The sequence below is a fragment of the Arthrobacter saudimassiliensis genome, assembly GCF_059090665.1.
Map to the genome: position 1 here is coordinate 24,891 of NZ_JBNHFX010000001.1, position 23,885 is coordinate 48,775.

The 23,885-nt window shown below is 71.2% G+C and carries 17 protein-coding genes; 8 read left to right on the forward strand and 9 right to left on the reverse strand.

Annotated elements, in window-relative coordinates:
- The first annotated feature begins 197 nt into the window (after nt 1-197).
- The 3 genes from AC5RV6_RS00120 (at nt 198) to AC5RV6_RS00130 (ending at nt 3,943) form a co-directional block, all read left to right on the forward strand.
- The gene (locus AC5RV6_RS00120) at nt 198-1,892 is read left to right on the forward strand and encodes an ABC transporter substrate-binding protein (protein WP_494005257.1); all 1,695 of its coding nucleotides are present in this window, start codon (nt 198-200) and stop codon (nt 1,890-1,892) included.
- A 102-nt stretch (nt 1,893-1,994) separates the two neighbouring features.
- Nucleotides 1,995-2,999, forward strand: a complete 1,005-nt coding sequence (locus tag AC5RV6_RS00125) for an ABC transporter permease (protein ID WP_494005258.1) — start codon at nt 1,995-1,997, stop codon at nt 2,997-2,999.
- Nucleotides 2,996-3,943, forward strand: a complete 948-nt coding sequence (locus AC5RV6_RS00130; RefSeq protein WP_494005259.1) for an ABC transporter permease — start codon at nt 2,996-2,998, stop codon at nt 3,941-3,943. The genes AC5RV6_RS00125 and AC5RV6_RS00130 overlap by 4 nt, the downstream gene beginning before the upstream one ends.
- Before the next feature lie 96 nt (nt 3,944-4,039).
- Here AC5RV6_RS00130 and AC5RV6_RS00135 read toward each other — a convergent pair whose 3' ends face one another.
- Nucleotides 4,040-5,809 (reverse strand): ABC transporter ATP-binding protein, encoded by a 1,770-nt coding sequence (locus tag AC5RV6_RS00135; RefSeq protein ID WP_494005260.1) that lies wholly within the window; start codon nt 5,807-5,809, stop codon nt 4,040-4,042.
- 128 nt (nt 5,810-5,937) lie between these two features.
- Between AC5RV6_RS00135 and AC5RV6_RS00140 the strand changes: the two genes are divergently transcribed.
- From AC5RV6_RS00140 to AC5RV6_RS00160, 5 genes are all read left to right on the forward strand, one after another.
- Complete coding sequence (locus AC5RV6_RS00140) at nt 5,938-7,620, forward strand: ABC transporter substrate-binding protein (protein WP_494005261.1); 1,683 nt, start codon at nt 5,938-5,940, stop codon at nt 7,618-7,620.
- Nucleotides 7,621-7,708: 88 nt separating this feature from the next.
- Nucleotides 7,709-9,208: a malate:quinone oxidoreductase gene (locus AC5RV6_RS00145; RefSeq protein ID WP_494005262.1), complete on the forward strand. Its 1,500-nt coding sequence runs from the start codon at nt 7,709-7,711 to the stop codon at nt 9,206-9,208.
- 126 nt (nt 9,209-9,334) lie between these two features.
- Complete coding sequence (locus tag AC5RV6_RS00150; protein WP_494005263.1) at nt 9,335-12,463, forward strand: efflux RND transporter permease subunit; 3,129 nt, start codon at nt 9,335-9,337, stop codon at nt 12,461-12,463.
- A 70-nt stretch (nt 12,464-12,533) separates the two neighbouring features.
- Entirely contained in the window at nt 12,534-13,673 is a 1,140-nt protein-coding gene (locus tag AC5RV6_RS00155; protein ID WP_494005264.1) for an LLM class flavin-dependent oxidoreductase, read from the forward strand.
- 10 nt (nt 13,674-13,683) lie between these two features.
- Nucleotides 13,684-14,196: a MarR family winged helix-turn-helix transcriptional regulator gene (locus AC5RV6_RS00160; protein ID WP_494005265.1), complete on the forward strand. Its 513-nt coding sequence runs from the start codon at nt 13,684-13,686 to the stop codon at nt 14,194-14,196.
- Between the two features lie 28 nt (nt 14,197-14,224).
- Here AC5RV6_RS00160 and AC5RV6_RS00165 read toward each other — a convergent pair whose 3' ends face one another.
- The 8 genes from AC5RV6_RS00165 to AC5RV6_RS00200 all read right to left on the reverse strand — a co-directional run bounded on the left by AC5RV6_RS00165 (nt 14,225) and on the right by AC5RV6_RS00200 (nt 23,813).
- Nucleotides 14,225-15,688 (reverse strand): MFS transporter, encoded by a 1,464-nt coding sequence (locus tag AC5RV6_RS00165; protein WP_494005266.1) that lies wholly within the window; start codon nt 15,686-15,688, stop codon nt 14,225-14,227.
- Entirely contained in the window at nt 15,685-17,166 is a 1,482-nt protein-coding gene (locus AC5RV6_RS00170) for a M20/M25/M40 family metallo-hydrolase (protein ID WP_494005267.1), read from the reverse strand. The genes AC5RV6_RS00165 and AC5RV6_RS00170 overlap by 4 nt, the downstream gene beginning before the upstream one ends.
- Before the next feature lie 87 nt (nt 17,167-17,253).
- Nucleotides 17,254-18,402 (reverse strand): cysteine desulfurase family protein, encoded by a 1,149-nt coding sequence (locus tag AC5RV6_RS00175; protein WP_494005268.1) that lies wholly within the window; start codon nt 18,400-18,402, stop codon nt 17,254-17,256.
- On the reverse strand, nt 18,399-19,463 hold the full coding sequence (gene nadC / locus AC5RV6_RS00180; protein WP_494005269.1) for a carboxylating nicotinate-nucleotide diphosphorylase: 1,065 nt from the start codon (nt 19,461-19,463) through the stop codon (nt 18,399-18,401). The genes AC5RV6_RS00175 and nadC overlap by 4 nt, the downstream gene beginning before the upstream one ends.
- Nucleotides 19,460-21,127, reverse strand: coding sequence for an L-aspartate oxidase (gene nadB, locus AC5RV6_RS00185; RefSeq protein ID WP_494005270.1), 1,668 nt, complete (start codon nt 21,125-21,127; stop codon nt 19,460-19,462). The genes nadC and nadB overlap by 4 nt, the downstream gene beginning before the upstream one ends.
- A complete protein-coding gene (gene nadA / locus AC5RV6_RS00190) occupies nt 21,124-22,428 on the reverse strand; it encodes a quinolinate synthase NadA (protein ID WP_494005271.1) in 1,305 nt (434 codons plus the stop codon). Before nadA ends, nadB begins: the two co-directional genes overlap by 4 nt.
- Complete coding sequence (locus tag AC5RV6_RS00195; RefSeq protein ID WP_494005272.1) at nt 22,425-23,153, reverse strand: NUDIX hydrolase; 729 nt, start codon at nt 23,151-23,153, stop codon at nt 22,425-22,427. The genes nadA and AC5RV6_RS00195 overlap by 4 nt, the downstream gene beginning before the upstream one ends.
- A gap of 141 nt (nt 23,154-23,294) precedes the next feature.
- Nucleotides 23,295-23,813 (reverse strand): Lrp/AsnC family transcriptional regulator, encoded by a 519-nt coding sequence (locus AC5RV6_RS00200; protein ID WP_494005273.1) that lies wholly within the window; start codon nt 23,811-23,813, stop codon nt 23,295-23,297.
- Nucleotides 23,814-23,885: the final 72 nt, after the last annotated feature.

The following is a 23,885-nucleotide window of genomic DNA, read 5'->3' on the forward strand; positions in this document are numbered from 1 at the left end:
GGGTGTTCTGCGTTCCGGCACCTTTCCTGCGTCCGGCGCCGCCCAGGCACGCCGTGACCCAATTGTGACCACACCCGCCTTCCGCCTGCCCGTCCCGGGCCGTCGATGCCCCTAGGCTCTGTGCATGGCTTGTGTCGCATGACACAGTCGCGGCGCCACCGCGCCGTGACCTACCACTCGCCCCTAGGAGCACCGATATGTCACCTGCTGGCAAGAACGCCGGGCGCCGCCCGGCCGGCAGGCGGGCCTCGGCCATCACGGCCGGACTCGCCATGAGCGCCCTCATCCTCTCCGGCTGCGCCGAGAGCAACCGCGACGGCGACGCCGGCGGCGGCGGGGAATCCAACGTCGACGGCACGTTCATTTTTGCGGCCTCGTCCGACCCGAAGTCCCTGGACCCGGCCTTCGCCTCTGACGGGGAATCCTTCCGTGTCAGCCGCCAGATCTTCGAAGGCCTGGTCGGAGTCAAGGAAGGCACGGCCGATCCCGAGCCGCTGCTGGCCGAGGACTGGGAGATCTCCGAGGACGGGCTGACCTACACCTTCGACCTCAAGGAAGGCGTGACCTTCCACGACGGCACCGAGTTCAACGGCGAGGCCGTCTGCGCGAACTTCGACCGCTGGTACAACTTCACCGGCATCCAGCAGGCCGAGAGCCAGGCCTATTACTACCGGATGCTGTTCAAGGGCTTCTCGGACACCCCCGAGGCCGCCACCTATGAGTCCTGTGAAGCAACCGGAGACACCGAGGCCACGGTCACCCTGGCCAAGCCGTTCGCCGGATTCATCGCCGCCCTGTCCCTGCCGGCCTTCGCCATGCAGAGCCCGGCCGCCATGGAGGAGCACGGCGCCAACAACGCCTCGGGCACCGAGGAGGCTCCGGAGCTGACCGCCTACGCCAAGGAGCACCCGACCGGCACCGGCCCGTTCAAGTTCGAGGGCTGGGAAGTGGGCAACCAGATCACCCTCTCCGCCTACGAGGACTACTGGGGCGAGCAGGGCCAGGTCACCGACATCATCTTCCGCGTCATCGACGACCCGAACTCCCGCCGCCAGGCCCTGCAGGCCGGCGACATCGACGGCTATGACCTGGTGGCGCCCGCCGATACCCAGGCCCTGACCGACGAGGGCTTCAACGTCATTCCCCGCGAGCCGTTCACCATCCTCTACCTGGGCATGAACCAGCAGGTCGAGCAGCTGGCCGATCCGCTGGTCCGCCAGGCCATCGCCCACGCGATCGACAAGGACGCCCTGGTCCGGCAGACCCTGCCGGAAGGCACCAAGGTGGCCACCCAGTTCATCCCCGAGGTGGTCAACGGCTACAACGAGGACGTCACCACCTACGAGTACGACCCGGAGAAGGCGAAGTCCCTGCTGGCCGAGGCCGGCTACCCGGAGGGCTTCACCATCGACTTCAACTACCCCACCGGCGTCTCCCGCCCGTACATGCCGACACCGGAACAGGTGTTCTCCAACATCTCGGCCCAGCTGGCCGAGGTGGGCATCACCGTTGAGGCCAAGCCTGCCAAGTGGTCCCCGGACTACCTGGACCAGGTCCAGGCCACGCCCGACCACGGCCTGCACCTGCTCGGCTGGACCGGCGACTACAACGACACCGACAACTTCGTCGGCGTGTTCTTCGGCAGCGAGAAGGACGAGTTCGGCTTCAACAACCCCGAGCTGTTCCAGGCCCTGGAGGAAGCCCGCCAGGTGACCAAGGTCGAGGAGCAGACCCCGATGTACGAACAGATCAACGAGGACATCGCCCAGTTCCTGCCCGCGGTGCCGCTGGCGCACCCGGCGCCGTCGCTGGCGTTCTCCGAGCGGGTCGAGTCCTACCCGGCCAGCCCCGTCAACGACGAGGTCTTCAACAAGATCCAGCTCACCGAGTAGCGAAACCATCCACCGGAAGGCCGGGGACGCACGCCGTCCCCGGCCTTCCGGCCGACCTTTCTCGACTCCTGTCAGCTCCTTCCGGGCTGAGAAAGGACTTCCGTGCTGCGAGTCATCGGCAAACGCCTGCTCCTGCTGGTCCCCACCCTCTTCGGCCTCTCGGTCCTGCTGTTCCTCTGGGTACGCAGCCTTCCGGGCGGGCCGGCCACCGCCCTGCTGGGCGAAAAGGCCACACCTGAAGCCATTGCCCGCATCAATGAGGCCTACGGCTTCGACCGTCCCCTGCACGAGCAGTACCTGACCTATGTCGGCAAGCTGCTGCAGGGAGACTTCGGCGTCTCCACCGTCACGGGCCGGCCCGTGCTCGAGGAGTTCGCCAACCGTTTTCCCGCGACGCTGGAACTTGCCGTCGTCGCCCTGATCTTCGCGATCGCCATCGGCATTCCGCTCGGCTACCTCGCCGCCCGCCACCAGGGGCGCATCCTGGACCACGGCTCCGTGGTCCTTTCCCTGCTGGGCATCACCATTCCGGTGTTCTTCCTTGCCTTCATGCTCAAGTGGGCCTTCGCCATCCAGCTGGGGTGGTTCCCCACCGACGGCCGGCAGGATCCAAGGATCAACGCAACGCACGTCACCGAGTTCTACGTGCTGGACGGCCTGCTGACCCGGGAGTGGGATGCCTCCTGGGACGCGATCATGCACCTGGTGCTGCCGGCCATCGCCCTGGGCACCATTCCGCTGGCCATCATCGTGCGCATCACCCGCGCCTCCGTCCTGGAGGTGCAGGGCGCGGACTATGTACGCACCGCCCGTGCCAAAGGCCTGATGGAGAAGACGATCCGCGGCCGGTTCGTGCTGCGCAACGCCATGCTGCCGGTCACCACGACCATCGGCCTGCAGACCGGCCTGCTGATCTCCGGGGCGGTGCTCACCGAAACGGTGTTCGCCTTCAACGGCATCGGACGCTTCCTGCGGGACGCCATCTTCAACCTGGACTATCCGGTGCTGCAGGGCTTCATCATTTTCATTGCCGTGGCGTACTCGCTGATCAACCTGCTGGTTGATGTGTCCTACGGCTTCATCGACCCGAGGGTGAGGGTGCAATGAGTACAGTCCTGCCGCCGTCACCCGGCGGAACCGTAACGACCCCCGACGAGAAGCCGCTGACCGCCGAGGCCCGCGGCAGCGGCATGTGGCGCGACGCCTTCCGGCGCCTGCGCCGCAACCCGGCGGCCATCGCCGGGGCGGTCATCATCGGCCTGTTCCTGCTGGTGGCCATCCTGGCACCGGTCCTGGCCCCTTACGGCGGGGAGGACCTGCCGGGCCGCACGGAGATCACCCCGACCTCCATTCCGGGTCCGGGCGAGCTGGACGCGTATCCCCTGGGCCTGGACCGCTTCGGCGGGGACGTGGTGTCGAAGCTGATCTGGGGTGCCCGCGCGTCACTGCTTATCGGCGTCATCTCTACGGCGCTCGGCCTGGCCGGCGGCATGATCCTGGGCCTGCTGGCCGGCGGCTTCGGCGGCTGGGTGGACTCGCTCATCATGCGGTTCGTGGACGTGCTGCTCTCCGTGCCGAACCTGCTGCTGGCCGTGAGCATCGCCGCCGTCCTGGGGCAGACCCCGGCAGCGGTGATGATCGCCATCGGTGTCTCCCAGGTGCCGATCTTCGCCCGGCTGCTGCGCTCCTCCATGCTCTCCCAGCGCGGGGCCGACTATATCCTGTCCGCCCAGACCCTGGGCCTGAGCCGCAGCACGATCACCATGAGCCACCTGCTGCCCAACAGCGTGGGGCCGGTCATCGTGCAGGCCACGCTGACCCTTGCCACGGCCGTGATCGACGCCGCGGCGCTGTCCTTCCTGGGCCTGGGCGGCGGCCGGCCGGAATCCGCGGAGTGGGGGCGCATGCTCACCTACGCCCAGAACGAGCTCGCCGTGGCACCGCAGCTCGCGTTCCTGCCCGGCATCTGCATCGCGGTCACTGCGCTCGGCTTCACCCTGCTGGGAGAGTCCCTGCGCGAGGCCCTCGATCCAAAGACCCGGCGCAAGTAGCAAGTGCTCTGCCGGCAGGCACCGCCGGCGCAGGAAAGGCTGCGGCCCCGGTTTCCACCGGGGCCGCAGCCTTTTGGTTTGCCCACCGCCCGCCCGCTAGGAGGCTTCCTCGGCGGCGTCGATGCCCAGCTCGTTGCCGGGAATGGAGGCCAGCAGCCTGCGCGTATAGGGATGGCGCGGGTTGGAGAAGACCTCTTCCGAGGTGGCAGCCTCCACCAGCTCGCCGTCCTTCATCACGCAGACGTAGTCGGAGATCAGCCGCACCACCGCGAGGTCGTGCGAAATGAACAGGTAGCTGAGCCCCAGCTCACGCTGCAGGTCCCCGAGAAGCGTCAGGATCTGGGCCTGCACCAGCACGTCCAGGGCGGAAACCGGTTCGTCACAGATGATCAGCTCCGGCTTCAGTGCCAGTGCCCGGGCGATCGCCACGCGCTGGCGCTGTCCGCCGGACAGCTCGGCGGGATACCGGGTGAGCATGGAGGCCGGCAGCGCCACCTGGTCCATCAGCTCCCGCACCCGCGCCGACCGCTCGGACCGGTCACCGCGGCGGTATGTCTTCAGCGGCTCCTCGAGGATCCGCTCGATGGTGAACATCGGGTCAAGGGAGGAGTAGGGGTCCTGGAAGATGGGCTGGACCCGCTGGCGGAACTGCCGCAGCTCGTCCTTCTTCAGCGCGGCCACGTCCTGGCCGTCGAAGGTCATGGTGCCTGCGGTGGGCTCCACCAGCTTCAGCAGCATCCGCGCCGTGGTCGTCTTGCCGGAGCCCGACTCACCGACGATCGACACCGTCTGCCCCCGCGGCACCTCAAGCGAGACGTTCCTGACGGCATGGAACTCCCCCTTGCCGCGGACCTTGTACACCTTGCTCAGGTCCCTGATCTCGACAATGTTGTCCTGCGCGGCAGCGTTGTCCCGCGCCGCGGCAGGCGGAGCGGCCTGCTCCGCAGGTGCCTGCGTCCCGGCGTCGGCGGTGCCGGAGGCGCCGGCATCATCGGCCGGCGCATCGACGGCGTGGAGCCGCCGGGCCGGAGCGGCGAACGCGCCCGGCGTCAGCCGGACGGCGGCCACGCTCGGGGCGGCCCGGACCAGGGACTGGGTGTAGGGGTGCTGCGGGTCCTCGAGCAGCTGCCGCACCGGCCCGGTCTCCACCACCCGGCCCCGGTGCATCACCACGACGTCGCTCGCGCGCTCGGCGGCCAGGCCGAGGTCGTGGGTAATGAGCAGGACGGAGGTCCCCAGCTCCTCGGTCATCCGGTCGATCTGGTCAAGGATCGTGCGCTGCACGGTCACGTCAAGCGCGCTCGTGGGCTCGTCGGCGATCAGCAGCCGCGGCCGGCAGGCCAGCCCGATGGCGATCAGCGCCCGCTGCCGCATGCCGCCGGAAAACTCGTGCGGATACTGCCTCGCCCGTTCCGCGGCGTCGGGCAGCCCGGCAGCGGTCAGGACCTCCACGACCTTCCGGTCCACGTCCCTGCCCGTGGCCATTCCGTGGACCAGGAGGGTCTCGGCGACCTGGGTGCCGATCTTCGTCACCGGGTTCAGGTTGGACATCGGATCCTGCGGAACCAGTCCGATGGACCGGCCGCGGATGGCGCGCATCTTGGATTCGGGCAGGCCCACGAGTTCCTGTCCGTCAAAGCGGATGGACCCGGACACGACGCGTCCGTTGCCGGGCAGCAGCCCGATGACGGCCATCGCCGTCGTGGATTTTCCGGAGCCGGACTCACCGACGATGGCCAGGGTCCGCCCCTGGGGCAGGACGAAGCCCGCCTCCTTGACGGCCTCGACGTCTCCGTCGATGGTGCGGAAGTTAATGGCGAGGTTGCTCACCTCGAGCAGCGCCGGGGCAGGGCTGGATTCAGTCATGGACTCATCCTGCCGCACAAAGGGAAGAGTGTGAGGCAGATCTCCTCCGGTTTCGCGGGTTTTTTATCGCCTAGACTGGAATCCGACCCCCGAACTGCAGGGACGCACGTCCCGAAGGAGAAGCAACTGTGGCCCGTTCCTGCGACCGCCGGTCCGTCCTGAGGGCCGGCCTGGCCGGAGCCGCCCTGGCGTTGACGGGCTGCACCGCCGCCCGCACCAGCGAGCCCAGCGGCAGCGCCTCCGCCGCAGCGAGCACCGCCGCGGCGCCGTCGGCCGTCTTCACCCTGGCCACCGCCGCCCGCCCGGCGGGCCTGGACCCGGCCCTGGTCATGGACACCGAGTCGCACCGGGTGACCCGGCAGGTGCTGGAGGGCCTCGTCGGCACCGATCCGCTCACCAGCGCCCCGGCACCGCTGCTGGCCAGCAGCTGGAAAGAGTCCGAGGACGGGCGGACCTACACCTTCACCCTGCGCAGCGATGTCCGCTTCCATGACGGCGAACCGTTCAACGCCGACGCCGTGCGGGCCAACTTCGAGCGCTGGTACAACCTTCCGGTTTCGGCCCGGGGCACCGAGAACCTCATGTACGGGGCCGTGTTCCGCGGCTACTCCGACAGCCCCGACCTGGCACTGTATGAATCCTGCGAGGTCCTGGACGAGTACACGGTCGCGGTGACGCTGCGCAACCGGCTGACCGGCTTCATTCCCGCGCTGGCCTCCCCCGCCTTCGCCATGTCCTCGCCCAAGGCGCTGCGCGAGGCCGCCGCCAACGAGCTGACCGAACGGATGAATGACATTCCCGTCAGCCGGTACGGACTGCACCCGGTGGGCACCGGCCCGTTCAGCTTCGACTCCTGGGAGGGCGACGAGGTGCGCCTGCGCTCCTTCCCCGAATACTGGGGAACGCGCGGGCAGATCGGCACTGTGGTGTTCAAGACGATCACCAGCCCGAGCAGCCGGCTGCGCGCCCTGCAGGACGGCGAGGTGGACGGCTATGACCTGGTCACGGTGGACGACGTCGACGAACTCGCCCGCGGGGGCCAGCAGATCCTGCAGCGCGACCCCTATTCAGTGCTGTACCTGGGCCTGAACCAGAATTTCCCGGGCCTGGACGAGCCCAAGATGCGCCAGGCCATTGCCCATGCCATCGACAAGCCCGCCCTGTTGGAGGGCCTGTTCCTCAACGGCACCAAGACCGCCAACCAGTTCCTGCCGGAGAAGCTGGGACTGACCTCCTCATCGGTCACCAACTACGGTTACGACCCGGAGAAGGCGAAGGCGCTGCTGGAGGAGATCGGCTACGACGGCGCCGAACTGCCCTTCCACTACCCCCGCCGGGTGACCCGCGCGTACCTGCCCTCCCCGGAGCGGGTCTACGCGGTGCTCAGCCGGCAGCTCACCGCCGTCGGGCTCAACATCCGGCCGCTGCCGGTGGACTGGTCCGAGGGCTACCTGGACCAGGTGCAGTCCGACGGAGACCGGGCCATGCACCTGCTCGGCATTTCCGGCACCTATGAGGACCCGGACACCTTCCTCGGACCGCTCTTCGGCAGCTACAGCCAGGAATTCGGCTACGAGGACCCGCAGCTGGCCACCAAGATCGAGCGGGCGCGGACGCTGCCCGCCGGGCAGGAGCAGGCCGACGCCTACGCGGAGATCGCCGACCGCATCTCCGCGCGGATTCCCGCCGTGCCCCTGGCCTTCCCCGTGTCCATCCTCGCGATGTCCCCGCGCGTGGTGCGCTACCCGACCTCCCCGGTGCTCAACGAGGTCTTCAACCTGATCGAACTGACTGATCCGCAGACCACCTGACCCGCCGCGACTTCCAAGCGCGGAGAATTGTCTGTAAGCGCGCTTTCAGAGATACCCTTCTAGGGCTAGCGCCCACGCGACTGGAGATATGAAGTTGACTGCACAAAGCCCGGCGGAGAGTTCCGCCACGACAACCGACGTACTGCTGATCGGCGGCGGCATCATGAGTGCCACGCTCGGTACGTTCCTGAAGCAGCTCGCCCCGGACTGGAACATTGCCCTCTTTGAGCGGCTGGACCGGGCCGGCCTGGAGAGCTCCGATCCGTGGAACAACGCCGGTACCGGCCACGCGGCGCTCTGCGAGCTGAACTACAGCCCGGCCGGCCCGGACGGGTCCGTCGACCCGGCCAAGGCGATCGGCATCAACGAGCAGTTCCAGGTTTCCCGGCAGTTCTGGTCCTTCCTGGTCTCCCAGGGCCATATCTCCAACAGCTTCATCAACCCGCTTCCGCACATGAGCTTCGTCTGGGGCGACGCACACGCCGACTACCTGCGCCGGCGGTACGAGTCCCTCAGCGCCCAGCCTCTGTTCCGTACCATGGAGCACAGCGAGGACCACGCGAAGATCGCCGAATGGGCCCCGCTGATCATGGAGGGCCGCGACGCCGGACAGCGCGTCGCCGCGTCCCGTGTGGCCGGCGGCACCGACGTCGACTTCGGCAACCTGACCCGCCAGCTGGTCGACCACCTCGGCGCCTCCGGCGTGGAGCTCAACTTCGGCCACCAGGTCCTGGACCTGACCCGGGCCTCCGACGGCGGCTGGGACGTGCGCGTGAAGAACCGGGCCACCGGTGAGGCCCGCACCGTGCACACCCGGTTCGTGTTCATCGGCGGCGGCGGCGGCGCGCTGCACCTGCTCCAGCGCTCCGGGATCCCCGAGGGCAAGGGCTTCGGCGGCTTCCCCGTCTCCGGCCAGTTCCTGCGCTGCACCGACGAGACCATCATTTCCCGGCACAACGCCAAGGTGTACGGCCAGGCCTCCGTGGGCGCCCCGCCGATGTCGGTGCCGCACCTGGACACCCGCTTCGTCGAAGGCCGCCGCTCCCTGCTCTTCGGACCGTACGGCGGTTTCTCGCCGAAGTTCCTGAAGAAGGGCTCGCTGCTGGACCTGCCGTTCTCCGTCCGCCCGGGCAACCTGGTCCCCATGCTGGCCGTGGCCAAGGACAACACCTCCCTGGTCAAGTACCTGGTCACCGAGGTCCTCAAGACCCGTGAAGGCAAGACCGCCGCCCTGCAGGAGTACTACCCCGAAGGCGCCACCGAGGGCTGGGAGCTGATCACCGCCGGCCAGCGCGTCCAGGTCATCAAGAAGGACCCGAAGAAGGGCGGCATCCTGCAGTTCGGCACCGAGCTCATCACCTCGGCCGACGGCACGGTCGGCGCGCTGCTCGGCGCCTCGCCCGGTGCATCCACCGCCCCGCCGATCATGGTGAACCTGCTCAAGCGCTGCTTCCCGAAGGAATTCGGCGGCTGGGAGCCGAAGATCAAGGAAATGATCCCGGGCTACGGCGTCAAGCTCAACGAGAACGAGAACCTGCTCGAGGAACTGACCAACGACACCAACCGGGTCCTCGGCCTGGACGGTTAGCATCACTTCGGGGCCGGAGGAACACTGTTCCTCCGGCCCCGAGCTGCAAGCAAGTCCCCCGCGGCGACGCGCACGGGCCGACGCCGCATCCCGGTCCCCGCTGAGCCCCTGAGCAAGGCAAGGCACATGGAGCGTTTGGCCAAACTGTCCCTGGCGAACCGGGCCCTGATCGCGCTGATCACCGTCTTCACGATGGTGTTCGGCGTCATCTCCCTGGGCTCGCTCAAGCAGGAACTCATTCCCGCCCTGGAGTTTCCGCAGATCACCGTGGTCAGCGCCCTGCCCGGCGCCTCGCCCGAAGTGGTGGATGCCCAGGTCAGCGAGCCGCTGGAAGCGGCCCTGACCGCCGTCGAGGGCCTGGAATCCTCCTCGGCGACCTCGCGCTCCGGCATCTCCACCATCAACCTGATGTTCGCCTACGGCACCAACCTGGACCGTGCACGCGGGCAGGTGGACCGGGCCATCTCGAACGCCCGCCAGGTCCTGCCCGAGGACGTCACCCCGCAGTCCCTGGCCGGGAGCATCAGCGACTTCCCCATCGTGTATCTGGCCGTCTCCTCCGACAAGCCGCTCAGCGAGCTCAGCGCGGACCTGCAGCGGCTCACCGTGCCGCGGCTGCAGAAGATCGAAGGCGTCCGCACGGCCGACGTCACCGGCGGCGCGTCCCGCTTCGTCTCCATCCTGCCGGACGAGACCGCGCTGGCCGAGGCCGGCGTACCGGTCTCGGCGATCGCCGATGCGCTGGCGAACAGCGGCGCCCTGACCCCCGCCGGCACCCTGGAGGAGGAGGGCCGCAGCCTCTCCATCCAGGTGGGCAGCCCGCTGGACAGCGTGGAGAAAATCGCCGCCCTGCCCCTGGAGACGGCGGACGGGGCAGCCGGCGGGGCTCCCCCGACCATCGCGGACGTGGCGTCCGTGCAGATCGAGGACCGGGAGCAGACGTCCATCACCCGCACCAACGGCGAGCCGACGCTGGCCATCTCCATCACCAAGACCCCCGACGGCGACACCGTGGGCATCTCCCACGAAGTGGTGGAGCTGCTGCCGGCCCTGTCGGATGAACTCGGCTCGGGTGCCAGGTTCACCGTGGTCTTCGACCAGGCGCCCTTCATCGAGGAATCCATCGAGAACCTGACCACCGAGGGAATCCTCGGACTCGGCTTCGCCGTGCTGGTGATCCTCGTGTTCCTGCTCTCGGTCCGCTCCACCCTGGTCACCGCGGTGTCCATCCCGCTGTCGCTGCTGGTGACCTTCATCGGCCTCTACGCCTTCGGCTACTCCCTGAACATCCTGACCCTGGGCGCGCTGACCATCGCGATCGGCCGGGTGGTGGACGACTCCATTGTGGTCATCGAAAACATCAAGCGGCACCTGGGCTACGGCGAGGACAAACGCACGGCCATCCTCACCGCCGTCCGCGAAGTGGCCGGCGCGATCACCGCCTCCACCCTGACCACCGTGGCCGTCTTCGCCCCCATCGCCTTCGTGGGCGACCTCGCCGGCGAGCTGTTCCGCCCCTTCGCGGTGACCACCGCCCTGGCGCTGCTCGCCTCGCTGCTCGTCTCGCTGACCATCGTTCCGGTGCTGGCGTACTGGTTCCTGAAGTCCGGCCCGCCGGTCGCGGACCCTGAGGCCTTCCGGGCCGAGGCGGAGGCGAAGGAGCAGCGGTCCCTGCTGCAGCGCGGGTACCTGCCGATCCTGCGCGGCACGCAGCGCCGGCCCGGCCTCACCCTGGCCGCGGGCGCGGTGATCCTGGCCGGCACCGTGGCCCTGACCCCGCTGCTGCAGACCAACCTGCTCGGGGACACCGGGCAGAACACGTTCAGCGTCAGCCAGGAGCTGCCTGCCGGCAGCAGCCTGGAACGCACCTCCGCCGCCGCGGCCGAGGTGGAGGAGGTCCTGACCGGCATCGACGGGGTCCGGGACGTGCAGGTCACGATGGGCACCAGTTCCACCGGACTCTCCGCCTTCACCGGCGGCAGCGCCTCCACGGCGTCCTTCACGGTGATCACCGAACCGGACACCGACCAGGTCGCCCTGCGCGACGCCGTGCGCAGCGGCCTCGACGACCTCGATGACAGCGCGGGCGATATCTCCATCGGCACCACCGGGGGCGGGTTCGGCACCTCGAACACTGTGGACATCAGCCTCTCCGCCGGTGATCCCGGCGAACTGGCTCCCGCCGCGGAGCAGGTGGCGGACGCGATGCGGGAGCTGCCCGGCAGCGCGGAGGTGACGAGCAACCTCTCCTCCAGCCAGCCCGTGGTCCAGGTGACCGTGGACCGGGCCCGCGCGGTCGCCGCCGGCCTCGACGAAGAGCAGATCTCCGGACTGGTCGCAGCCACGCTCAGCCCCCTGCCCGGCGGGTCGGTGCGCATCGGCACCGATGACTTCCCCGTCCTGATCGGTGAGGGCACCGACATCAGCGACATCGACCAGCTGCGGGCGCTGCCCGTGCCCGGCAGCGGCGGGGCCCTGACGCTGGGACAGGTCGCCACGGTCGAGGAGGTGGCGGTGCCGACGTCGGTCTCCTCCTCCGGCGGCGAGCGGACCGCCGTCGTCTCCGTCTCCCCCGCGGGAGAGAACCTGGGCGCGACCGTCGCCGAGGTCCAGGCCGAGCTGGACACCCTGGACCTGCCCGCCAGCGTGACCGCGTCGCTGAGCGGGGCCGCGACCCAGCAGGAGGAGTCCTTCCGGCAGCTGGGCCTGGCCCTGCTGGCCGCTGTCGCCATTGTCTACGTGATCATGGTGGCCACCTTCAAGTCCCTGATCCAGCCGCTGATCCTGCTGGTCTCGGTGCCCTTCGCCGCCACCGGCGCGATCCTGCTGCTGCTGGCGGCGAACGTGCCCGTGGGCCTGCCCTCGCTGGTGGGCATGCTGATGCTGGTCGGGATCGTGGTGACGAACGCGATCGTGCTGATGGACCTGATCAACCAGTACCGCCGGCCCCGTGAGGAGGGCGGCCCGGGCATGCCGCTGCAGGAGGCCATCATGCGCGGGGCGCGGCAGCGGCTGCGGCCCATCCTGATGACGGCCCTGGCCACCGTGTTCGCCCTGACCCCGATGGCGCTGGGCTTCACCGGGGAGGGCGGATTCATTTCCCGCCCGCTGGCCATCGTCGTCATCGGCGGGCTGGTCTCCTCCACCGCGCTGACCCTCATCCTGGTGCCGGTGCTCTACCGCCTCGTTGAAGGACGGAGGGAGAAGTCGGCCGCCCGCCGCGCGGCGCGCCGTGCTGCCGCACCGGTGGAATAACCCCGCGGCCGTGGCGGTTGGTAGATGCAAATGCATATACTTAACCGGTAACTCCACGGAAGGGCACACCATGCAGATCGGCGTCTTCAGCGTCAGCGACATCACTCCGGACCCCACCACCGGCCGGACCCCCACGGAGCACGAGCGGATCAAGGCCGCCGTCGCCATCGCCCGGAAGGCCGAAGAGATCGGCATGGACGTGTACGCCACCGGCGAGCACCACAATCCGCCGTTCTACGCCTCCTCCCCGACCACGCTGCTCGGCTACATCGCCGCCCAGACCGAGCGGATCATCCTCTCCACCGCCACCACGCTGATCACCACCAACGATCCGGTGAAGATCGCGGAGGACTTCGCGATGCTCCAGCACCTCGCCGACGGCAGGGTGGACCTGGTCCTGGGCCGGGGCAACACCGCACCGGTCTACCCCTGGTTCGGGAAGAGCCCGCAGGACTCGGTGGACCTGACGGTGGAGAACTACAACCTGCTGCGCCAGCTGTGGGACAACGACGTCGTGAACTGGGAAGGCAGGTTCCGCACCCCGCTGCGCGGCTTCACCGCCACCCCGCGGCCGCTCGACGGGGTCGCCCCGTTCGTCTGGCACGGCTCCATCCGCACCCCGCAGGTCGCCGAGATCGCCGCGTACTTCGGGGACGGCTTCTTCGCCAACAACATCTTCTGGCCCAAGGAGCACTACATGCGCCTGATCGGGCTGTACCGGGAACGGTACGAGCACTACGGCCACGGTTCGGCGGACCAGGCGATCGTGGGCCTGGGCGGCCAGTTCTTCATGCGGCCCAATTCGCAGGACGCGGTGCGGGAGTTCCGCCCCTACTTCGACAACGCCCCCGTCTACGGACACGGGCCCTCCCTGGAGGACTTCACCGCCCAGACGCCGCTGACCGTCGGCAGCCCGCAGGAAGTGCTGGAAAAGACGCTGACCTTCCAGGAGTACTTCGGCGACTACCAGCGCCAGCTGTTCCTGATCGACCATGCCGGGCTGCCGCTGAAGACCGTGCTGGAGCAGCTGGATCTGTTCGGCGAGCACGTGCTGCCGGAGCTGCGCCGCGAACTGGACTCCCGCCGTCCGGCGCACGTGCCGGACGGGCCCGTCCACGCAGCCCGCGTGGCCGCACGTGCCGCGGGCTCCCCCGCAGGACCCGCGGCACCCGAGCCTGCCGCTGCCGACAGCGGAGCAACAGTAGGCTAGGAGGATGTCCGTGGAGAGCAACGTTCCCGTGAAGCAGGCCGCCGAGGCCTGGGAGTCCCTGTTCCGTGCCCAGGTGGCGGTGATGCGACGCCTGCAAAGCAGCCCGGAGTTCAAGGACCTCACCATGAGGGAATATGACGTGCTGTTCAACCTCACACGCTGCCCCACCGGCTGGCTGCGCCTGAACGAACTCAACGAACATGTGCTGCTCAGCCAGCCCAGCCTCAGCCGGATGGTCGAGCGCCTCGAGGCCAAGGGGCTGGTGTGCCGCCGCCCCGCGGCCGAGGACCAGCGCGGCGTCGAGCTCTCGCTGACCGAGGAGGGCCGCCAGGTCCAGCGCCGGCTGGGCCGGGTCCACGTGCGCGACATCCACGAGATGATGACCGCCGCCCTCGACGCCGACGAGCTCGAGGAGCTGCGCCGGCTGACCGACAAGCTCCGGGGCGGGCTGCCGGTGCCTGAGCCGAAGGCGAAGGTCCGCGCGGCCGGTACCCGCCGGCCGAGGGCCGCCGCCAAGGGCTGATCCGCCGGGCCACCGGGTCAGCCGGCGTTCAACCGGCGGCCACGCCCGGCGGCACATCGGCAAAGGCCAGCTTCGGCACCGCCGTCAGCAGCACCGCGGCCACCAGGGCCGTGCCCGAACAGACCGCCCATACCGTGAGGTAGCCCGCCAGCGGGGCCGCGGCGTCGCCGCCGGCCACATCGCCCACACTGCCGGCCGCCGCGCCGAGCAGGGCGATGCCGAACACCGCCGAGGCGAACGATCCGCCCACGGTCTTAGTGGTGTTGGTCAGTCCCGTGGCCATTCCGGTACGGTCCGGCGGGGCGGCCGCCGCCGCAGCTGCGGGCAGCGCGGCCACCAGTGCGCCGGAGCCGAGGCCGGCGATCACCATGTTGACCAGCACCTGGACCAGGCTGCCGTGCAGCGGCAGCAGCAGGCCGTAGCCCAGGCCCACCAGGACGGCGGCGCCGCAGAGGGTGTTCCGCGGGGTGGTGCGCCGGGCGGCCGCCGGAAAGAGCAGCGCCCCGGCCAGCACCGACAGCACGTAGGCGCCGATGATCAGCGAGACCGACCCGGCCGACAGGCCCAGCCCGTAGCCGTGGACCTCCGGGTCGGTGCGGGCGAAGGTGGACATCGGCGCCTGCGCGCCCAGCACCGAGATGCCGAACAGTCCGGCGGTCAGCTGCACCGGCCACATGCGCCGGCTGCGCAGCATCCGCATATCCACGAGCGGGTCCTTCCGTCCCAGCTCCCAGCGGACAAAGGGCACGAAGGCCCCCAGCCCGGCCGCCAGCACCAGCCACACCCATCCGGTGTGGGGGCCGTTGATCCGCAGGAACGTCAGCCCCGAGGTCAGCAGCAGCAGCGCCAGGGCCAGCAGGGCGAATCCGGTGCGGTCCACCCCGCCGGTCCCGCGGACGCCGGTGTCGGGAACCCCGAACTGCACGGCGGCAATGCACGCCGTCACGGCGGCGGCGGGCACGGCCAGGGTCAGGGCCAGGTTCCCGGCGAAGACCTCCACCAGGACGCCGGCGGCCAGCGCCCCCACGATGACGCCGAACTGCAGGGCTCCCACCAGCAGCCCCGCGGCGCGGCGGGTCAGTGCGGCCTGGTCCGGTTCAGCGGCGGCGCGGCCGTAGATCAGCGCCACTTCCAGCGGCAGCCACACCACGTAGAAGCCCTGCAGGGACCAGGCGAGCAGGAAGGTCCAGAAGTCCGGGGCCAGCGCGACGCCCCACGAGGCCGCAGCGGTGAGGACCGTGGAGACCATCAGGATCCGCTTGTGGCCGTACAGGTCCCCCAACCGGGACAGCACCGGCACGGCGAGGGCGCTGAGCATCAGCTGCGCCGCCTCGAACCAGTTCACGTCGCCGTCGGCGATCCGCAGGTGCCGGGCGATGTCGGTCAGGATCGGTGTGTAGTAGCCCTGCAGGATGCCGCTGGTGACCTCGACCAGGGCCAGGAAGAGCACCACCGGGCCCAGCCGGCGCAGGCCGGCGGCGGGCGCGCTCATTGCCGGGCCGCCGGCAGGGCCTGCAGCAGCCGCCGGTAGAACAGGATGCCCTCGCCGAAGGCCTCGACGCCCAGCCGTTCGTTGTCGGCGTGGATGGAGGCCCGGGCGGCCGCGTCCATCCGGAACGGGGCGAACCGGTAGACGGCGTCGCTGATGCCGGTGACTCGGCGGGCGTCGCTGCCGCCGAGCATGATGTAGGGGGCCGGCACGGCGTCGGGAAACACGGCGGTGACGGTCTCCTCCAGCAGCCGGAACTGGTCGTTGGCGGTTCCGGACACCGGGGAGGGCTCGGTGCCCTCGACCACCCGCAGCGCGATGGACGGATCAGCGATCATTCGGCGGAGCCGGTCCAGGGTACCGGCGATGTCCTCCCCCACCGCCACCCGGATGTTGACGTTGGCCGACGCCCGGGTCGCCAGCACGTTGGACGCCGGCGAGCCGCGCAGTTCGGTGACCGCCGCCGTCGTGCGCACCATCGCGGCCGGTTCCCCGCCCAGCCTGCTGAACGCGGCGGCCAGCGCCGGCCGCAGCCGATGGGCCCGGCGCAGCACGGGGCGCAGCGGCAGCGGCGCCGCAGGGGCCAGCCGGTGCAGCATCTCCACCGGCACGTCCGGCAGCAGCACCGGAAAAGGCCGCCGGTCGATCCGCAGGATGGCCCGGGCCAGCCGGGCGGTCGCTCCGCCGCGGCGCGGCGTGGAGGCATGCCCGCCGGGATCCTCCGCGGACAGCTCGACGTCGAGGATCCCCTTCTCGGACACTCCGATGACGGCCATGGGGGCGGCGATGAGGGGAAAGGCCTGCGACGCGACGGCGCCGCCTTCGTCGAGGACAAGCCACGGCCGCACCCCACGGGCCGCCAGCAGCGCCGCGGCCGCCGCGGCGGTGTCTCCGGCGGTCTCCTCGTTGTTGCCGAACGAGAGGTAGACGTCCCGCGCCGGGACGAAGCCGTCGGCGGCCAGCGCTTCGACGGCCTCCATGATCGCCGCGAGCGCGCCCTTGTCGTCGAGGGCGCCGCGGCCCCAGATGAACCCGTCGGCCACCGCTCCGGAGAACGGCGGATGCATCCACCCGTCCGCGTCCGCCACGGGCACCACGTCATAGTGCGCCATCAGCACCACCGGCTGCCCATCGGCGCGCCCCGGCCAGCGGAAGAGCAGGCCGTACCCGTTGACCCGCTCGTGCTCCAGCACGGCGTGGGCGGTGGGATAGAGCTGCCGCAGCTCCGCGATGAACGCCTCGAACTCGCCGGTGTCCACCTCCGCGGCGTTCCGGGAGGAGACGGTGCGGCAGCGGATCAGCCGGGCCAGGCGCCCGGCCGCCTCCGCGCCCAGGTCGGCGGCGTCCTGCTCGGCGGCACCGGCGGGTGGACGGGATGCGGCCCGGGCTGGAGCGGCGGAGCCCGGTGCCGCCGTGCCAGGGCGGATCGGCGGGGCCGCAGGGCCGCGGAACCGGGCGGCCCGCCGGGAGGGGATGCGCATGCAGGCAGTGTAACGGCGCTCACGCCGACCGCTGCGAACGACGGTCCGGCCCGCCGGCGCGTTGCGGAACCGGCCCGGGCTCCGGCGTCAGGTGCGCGGAGCCAGGCCGCGCACCCGCGCCACTGCGGGCCCGACGACGGAGGCGGCGAGCGCCGCCTCCGCCTCCGTCACCGAGGTCGGGAAGGTGAAGCGGACCGCGGTGCCGGCGGTGTCGGGGTCATAGCCCATGGCCGTCAGCACGGGCGAGGGCTCGTCCCGGCCCGCAGCGCAGGCGGAGCCGCTGGAACACTGCACTCCGGCCCGTTCCAGCTCCAGCAGCACCGATTCCCCGCTGGTGCCCGGAAAGCAGAACGAGGCATGGGCGGGCAGCCGCTGCTCCGGGTGCCCGGTCAGCACCGCCTCCGGCACCTCGGCCAGGACCCGGCGCACGAGATGGTCCCGATACCGGCCGATCCGCTCCGCGGCCTCGCTCCGCCCGCCTTCGGCCAGGGCCAGCGCGGTGGCCACGGCGACGGCGCCGGCCACGTTTTCGGTGCCGGAGCGGCGGCCGCGCTCCTGCCCGCCGCCGTGCAGCAGCGGTTCCAGCGGCAGCGACCCCCGCATGTAGAGCAGCCCGCAGCCCTTGGGCGCGCCCAGCTTGTGCCCGGAGATGCTCATGGCGTCCACGCCCAGCGTGCCGACATCCAGCGGCAGCCAGCCGGCCGCCTGCACGGCATCGGTGTGGAAGGGCACGCCCATTGCCCGGCAGTGCGCGGCCACCTCGGCGACGGGCTGGACGGTGCCCACCTCGTTGTTGGCGTACATCAGGGTGCACAGCGTCGTCTCCGCGGTGACCGCGGCCCGGAACGCCTCCGGGTCGGCCCGGCCGGCGGCGTCCACCGGCACCAGGGTGACGCGGAAGCCGTGGACCCGGCGCAGGAAGTCCAGGGACTCAAGGACGGCGGGATGTTCGACGGCGGAGGAGACCAGGTGCCGGCCCCGCGGAGCGGCAAGGGCCCAGCCCTTGACGGCCAGGTTGTCGGCCTCGGTGCCGCCGGAGGTGAAGACGATCTCTCCCGGACGGCAGCCGAGCACCCCGGCGGCGGTCCGCCGGGCGTAGTCCAGGGCCCGGGCCGCGGTTTCGCCGGCGCCGTGGCTGCTGGAGGGGTTGCCGAAGTCCCGGGTCAGCAGCGGCGCGATGGTCTGCAGCACCTCCTCGCGCACGGGCGCGGTGGCGGCGGCGTCGAGGTAGATCATGCGCGTTCCTCCGGTGCGCCGCCGTCGAAGCTCACGTCCAGGCCCAGGTCCAGGGCCCGGACGCTGTGGGTGAGCGCGCCGGCGGAGATGATGTCGACCCCGGTTTCGGCGATGGCCCGTACGGTCCCGAGCCGGACGTTGCCGCTGGCCTCCACCAGCGCCCGGCCGGCGATCAGCTCCACCCCGCGGCGCAGGTCCTCGAGGCTGAAGTTGTCCAGCAGGACGGTGTCGGCGCCGCCGGCGAGCACCTCCTCGATCTGGTCCAGCCGGTCCACCTCCACCTCGAAGTGCACGGTGTGGGGCAGCCGCGCCTTGGCGGCCCGCAGCGCCGGGGCGAGGTCCAGCCCCGCGGCCGTGAGCAGGGCCAGGTGGTTGTCCTTGGCCATCACCGCGTCCGAAAGGCTGAAGCGGTGGTTCGCACCGCCGCCGCAGCGCACGGCCCAGCGCTCCAGCACCCGCAGGCCGGGCGTGGTCTTGCGCGTATCGGCGATGCGCGCCTTGGTTCCGGCGGCTTCGGCCACGAACGCGGCGGTGAGCGTGGCGATGCCGCTCAGCCGCTGCACCAGGTTCAGGGCCACCCGCTCGGCGCCCAGCACGGCCCGGGCGTTGCCGCTGACCTCGGCCAGCAGTCCGCCGGCGTCGAACCCGTCGCCGTCCTGCACCAGCAGCAGCACCTGGGCCTGCGGGTCCAGCGCCCGGAAGGCCGCTTCGATGACGGCGCCGCCGCAGAAGACGCCGGGTTCGCGCGCCGTGAGGAACGCCGTTGCCTGCACCTGCGGCGGTATGAGCGCAGCGGACGTCAGGTCCCCCCACGGCAGGTCCTCGGCGAGCGCGGCCCGGACGATCGCCCCGACCGCGGCCGGTTCCGGGCCCTCGGTCCCCCAGCCGGCGGGCCCAGCGCCGGACGACGGCGCCGGTGCCCCCGGGGCCGGAGCAGCGGGGCCGGCTGCCGGGGCCCGGGTCACCGGTGCGGGCGGTACGGCAGGTCCGGGCGGTGCGGCAGGTACCGCGGACGGTGCGGCGGAGAGTCCGCCCGGGGTGTAGGAGTGGGCGGTGGTCATGGGATCAGGCTCCTGGTGGCTTCTTCGGCTCCGGCTGCTTCAGCTGGGGCTTTTCCGGCTGTGACTTCTTCGGCTGCGACGGCGACCGAGCTGCCGGCGACCGAGCTGCCGGCGGCGGCCGGGTCGTCGGTCCGGTGGTGGGCGCCGAGGCTGCCCGGCCGGGCGAGCGCCGCCTCCAGCAGCAGGGCGGCGCAGGTGGCCAGGTTGGCGGCTTCGTGGGCGGCCGGGTCGGCTGCCTCCGGTGCCGCTGCCTGGGCGATGGCGGTCCGTGCGCGGCTCAGGCCGGGCCCGGACCGCAGGATACCGGCATGGGCGCTCATCAGCCGCCGGACGACGTCGGGGGCGGGCACGGCGTCGGGGACGGCGTCAGGCACGCCGGAGGGCGCGGGCGCGCCGGACTCTGCGACAGCCGCCCGGGTTCCGGACACCGCCTCGGCCGCTGCCTCTTCAGCCGGTGCCCGCTGCCCGACCGGTGCGGCGAGCGCGGCTGCCGCCCGGGCGGCGAAGACCAGGGCTTCGAGCAGCGAGTTGGAGGCGAGCCGGTTGGCGCCGTGGACGCCGGTGCAGGCGGTCTCTCCGGCGGCGTAAAGTCCCGGGACGGAGGTCCGGGCGGACAGGTCCGTGGCCACGCCGCCCATCCAGTAGTGCGCGGCGGGCACCACGGGAACCGGTTCGCGGTCCCAGTCCCAGCCGTGGCCGCGGGTCAGGGCGGCCAGCGCGGGAAAGCGGCGTTCCAGCCAGCCGGGCCCGTGGAGGGCCGCGGCCCCGGTGGCGTCGAGCCAGACCCGGCGCCCGCCCGTGGCGGCCAGATGCGCGGCGATGCCGCGCGCCACGACGTCACGCGGCGCCAGTTCCGCGTCCCGGGCGTAGCTGGGAAGGAACCGCAGCCCGGCGTCGTCGCGCAGCACCGCGCCCTCCCCCCGGACGGCTTCGGAGATCAGCGGGTTGCCGGGGACATCCAGCGAGGTCGGATGGAACTGCAGGAACTCCAGGTCCCGCAGCCGGGCACCGGCCCGGGCGGCCAGGGCCACGCCGTCGCCGGTGGCGGAGGCCGGGTTGGTGGTGTGCTCGTACATCTGCCCGGCGCCGCCGGCGGCGAGCACGACGGCGCGGGCCGCCAGCCTGCGCCGGGCCCCGCCCGAGAGCATGTCCAGGCCCGCGGCCCGGCCGCCGTCGAGCAGCACGCGCACCGCCATGGTTCCCGGCAGGACGGTGATGTTCGGCCGCGAGCGCACGGCCGGCAGCAGGGCGGCGATGATCCCCGCCCCGGTGGCATCGCCGCCCATGTGCAGGATGCGCCGGAAGGAGTGTGCCGCTTCCCGGGCCAGCGCCGGCGCGCCGTCGGGGCCGGTGTCGAAGCGGGCTCCGGCGCGGACCAGGTTCCGGATCTGCCCGTCCGCCGCCGTGCAGAGCAGCCGTACCGCCTCCGCGCTGCCGTGGCCGGCCCCCGCCGCCAGTGTGTCCGCGGCATGGCGGTCCGGACTGTCGCCGGGGTCCTGCCCCTCGGCCAGGACGGCGGCGATGCCGCCCTGCGCCCAGGCGGTGTTGCCCTCGCCCGGACGGCCCTTGGTCACCACCACGATGTCCTCCCCGGGGCAGGCCGCCGCGGTGCACAGCGCGGTCCAGAGCCCGGCCAGGCCGGAGCCGACGACGACGACCGTCACGGGCGGGCCGCCAGCATCCGTTCCAGCGCGGCACGGGCCGGCACCGCGACGTCGTCGGGCACGCTGATCCGGTTGACCACCCGGCCCTGCACCAGTTCCTCCAGCACCCAGGCCAGGTAGCCCGGGTGGATGCGGTACATGGTGGAGCAGGGGCAGATCACCGGATCGAGGCAGAAGATCGTGTGTTCGGGATGCTGGGCGGCCAGCCGGTTCACCAGGTTGATCTCGGTGCCGACGGCGAACGTGCTGCCCGGTTCCGCGGCTGCGATGGCCCGGCGGATGTAGTCGGTGGAGCCGGCCTCGTCTGCCGCGTCGACCACGGGCATGGGGCATTCGGGATGCACGATCACCCGCACGCCGGGATGCTCGGCCCGCGCCTTCTCGATCTGGGCGACGGTGAAGCGCTTGTGCACCGAGCAGAACCCGTTCCACAGCAGCACCTGCGCCTTGTCCAGGACCTCCGGCGTGTTGCCGCCCAGCGGCAGGCGCGGATTCCACATCGGCATGGCCTCCAGCGGCACGCCCATCGCCTTGGCGGTGTTGCGGCCCAGGTGCTGGTCCGGGAAGAAGAGCACGCGCCGGCCGCGCTCGAAGGCCCACTGCAGCACGGTGGCCGCGTTGGAGGAGGTGCAGACGATGCCCCCGTGCCGGCCCACGAACCCCTTCAGGTCCGCCGAGCAGTTCATGTAGGTCACCGGGATCACCGGCTGCCGGCCTGCGGCGTCGGGCGCATCACCGAACAGGTCGGTCAGCTGATCCCAGCAGTCGGTGACGGAGTCGATGTCCGCCATGTCCGCCATCGAGCATCCGGCGGCAAGGTTCGGCAGGATCACGGCCTGCTCCGGCCCGGAGAGCATGTCCGCCGTTTCGGCCATGAAGTGCACGCCGCAGAAGATGATCGCCTCGGCGTCGGGGCGGTCCAGCGCCGCCTGCGCGAGCTGGAAGGAGTCGCCCACGAAGTCGGCGTGCCGCACGACCTCGTCCCGCTGGTAGAAGTGGCCGAGGATGACGGCGCGGTCCCCGAGCGTGCGCCGGGCGGCCCGGATCCGTTCCTCCAGCTCCTCGTCGGAGGCCAGCCGGTACTCCTCGGGCAGCGGCCCCTGCCGCGGGGTGCCGGCCGGCGCGGGGTCGGCCAGCGAGGCGCCCGGGCCGTACGCCGGCGCGGGCGCGGCGTCCAGCTCCCAGGGCGCGGCGGCGAGGCCCGGGGTGCAGACGCCGTTGGAGGCGGAACCGGCGGCGGCTTCGGCGCCGGTCAGCAGGCGGACGGCGGCGGCGACGCCGGCGGAGGGGGCGATGGTCATGGCTGCTCCAGGTGGTGGGTGGACGACGGCGCGCCGGAGGCGGCGGCCAGGGAACCGGTGTAGCGGTACAGGCGGGGCGGGCGGTGCCGGCCGCCCTGCAGGTATTCGTCGGTGGGTTCGATGTCCGCCGCGCTGCGCAGCTGGCGGCGGAAGTTGGCCGGGTCCAGCTCCCGGCCGAGCACGGCCTCGTACACTTCGCGCAGCTGGGCGAGGGTGAACTTCTCGCCCAGGAACGCGTAGGCGATGGAGCCGTACTCCATCTTGTTGCGCAGCCGCCAGAGGGCGTAGGCGACGATGTCGTTGTGGTCGAAGGCCAGCTCTCCGGGGCTGCCCGCCTCGAACCAGCGCACATTCTCCTCTTCGCGGGCCAGCGCCGCCTCGTCGGGCTGGACCAGCGCCCAGTAGACGATGGAGACGACGCGGGGTGCCGGCGAGCGCTCGGGCCCGCCGAACGCGTAGAGCTGCTCCAGGTACCGGGGGGCCAGGCCGGTGGTTTCGGCGAGGTTGCGGGCCGCGGCGGCAGCGAGGGATTCACGGGCCAGCAGCGGTCCGCCCGGAAGCGCCCATTGGTCCCGGTACGGCTGGCGGATCCGCCGGACCAGCGGCAGCCACAGCGAGCTGCGACCGGTCCGCGGATCGGGGCGCAGGGCGAAGATCACCGTGGACAGCGCCAGGCTGGGCGGCTGCTGCTCGCGTTCGGAGACGTTGGCGAAGGGCAGATGCACGGTTCCGCCTCCTGTCCGGGTGCGGCCGGGGTCCCGGAGGGGGCCGCGGCACGGGGGTGGGAATGATGGGAAATGGTTAAGGTCAGGCTGACTCTAACTCATCCCGCAGCAGTGCGCCCGGTTATGACACCATGCGGCAGGTCAGTCGCCGGCGGGACGGCCGGCGCGGGCACCCCGCCCGCGCGGCGCGCCGTCGGCGGCTGCGGCATCCAGCAGCGGCAGCGTGCGGTGTTCGAAGTGCGTGTTGAGCACGATCACCGAGGAGGAGCGCATGATCGTGCCCGTGGCCACGATCGAGTCCAGCACCCGCTGCAGGTCGGAGTTGGACCGGGCGGCCACGCGGGCCAGCAGGTCGCTCTCCCCCGACACGGTGTGCACCTCCTGGATCTCCGGAATCCTCGACAGCGCCTCCACCACCGCGGAGTGGCCCCGGTTCTGGGCGATCGCCAGCGAGCAGTAGGCCACGACGTCGTACCCGAGGGCAGCCGGATCGATCCGCGGCCCCCACCCGGCAATGACGCCTTCGCGCTGCATCCGGTCCAGGCGCGCCTGCACCGTTGCCCGGGCAACGCCGAGCACCCGGCTCGCCTCGAGCACCGACATCCGGGGATCGTCGGTGAACAGGCGCACCAGGCGGGCGTCGAGTGAATCCACGGACATGGGCGGGGCCTCCTAGAGTTGCGGCATCGTCTCTCCAACTGTACAGATTGCCTAGCCAAGACCGCGCAAGGC